At 51.3% G+C, this 920-nt stretch carries 1 protein-coding gene; it reads right to left on the bottom strand.

Translation table 11 applies throughout. The annotated features are described in order from the left end of the window. Positions 1-86: 86 nt before the first annotated feature. On the bottom strand, positions 87-920 hold an 834-nt coding region (locus tag WH95_RS20100), incomplete at its 5' end, for an IS1182 family transposase (RefSeq protein WP_046510238.1).

The following is a 920-nucleotide window of genomic DNA, read 5'->3' as shown; positions in this document are numbered from 1 at the left end:
TGACAAACCCCGTCGATTTTCGTCGGGGTTTTGTCTTCTCTAATCAATCCAGGAAATAGCTTCGAACTTTGATGATGTCCTTTGTCTCATGAGGGGAGTGGATTTGGTTTCGGTGCCATTGCGAGAGCTATTTTTTTGATATTTTGTGCGGCAGCGGCGAGCAAACATTGAACTTTGACAGCGGTAAGCCCCCGGAACCTGGCATAACGGTGTCCGTGGAGTTGTTTTGCATCGGCAAAGGATCTTTCGACGGTTTCCTGTCGTCGTTTATAGAGGGCCTTTCCCCAATCGCTCAGGCGATGAGCATCAGCTCTTTCCCGCGCGTCTTGCCACACATGGCGGGTAACGGTTTTCTGGTTATTGGCATTCGCTGTGCAGGATGCCAGCAGTGGACAGTTCCGGCATTTTTGTGGATCACTTTTATAATGCCTGTAGCCATTACGGTCCGTGGTGGCGTAAGTCAGGAGCTGACCGTTAGGACAGCGATAGCCATCGAGGTCCTTCTCATAAAGATACTTGCGTTTCGGTAGATAGCCCTTGCGATGGCTTGGACGACGATAGCCTGTAACCCCGAGAATGTCCCGCTCTTCGAGTCCCTTTGCAATAGCTGCTGTGGCATAACCCGCATCCAGACCCACAGCCTGTACACGCAAATCAAAGCGTTTGCGTTGTCGATCCAGACGATCCAGATAGGGAATACTGTCATGAACATTGGCTGCAGTGGTGTGGCTGTCAGTGATGATCCCCAGCTTGCCATCCACTGTGCGATGATCAAGATAGAAAAAGCCCTTCGGTTTGCCTTCACGGACCATGTAACCCGCATCCGGGTCGGTGCTGGAAACCTTGGTCTCCTTCTCGATCGCCTGACGCTCTTTCACCTTCAAGGGCTTTTTACCATGAGCAGCCCGATCTTCTTCAAT

The organism is Kiloniella litopenaei (assembly GCF_000982415.1).
GTDB classification, from domain to species: domain Bacteria; phylum Pseudomonadota; class Alphaproteobacteria; order Kiloniellales; family Kiloniellaceae; genus Kiloniella; species Kiloniella litopenaei.
This window is presented reverse-complemented; position numbering and strand designations above follow the sequence as displayed.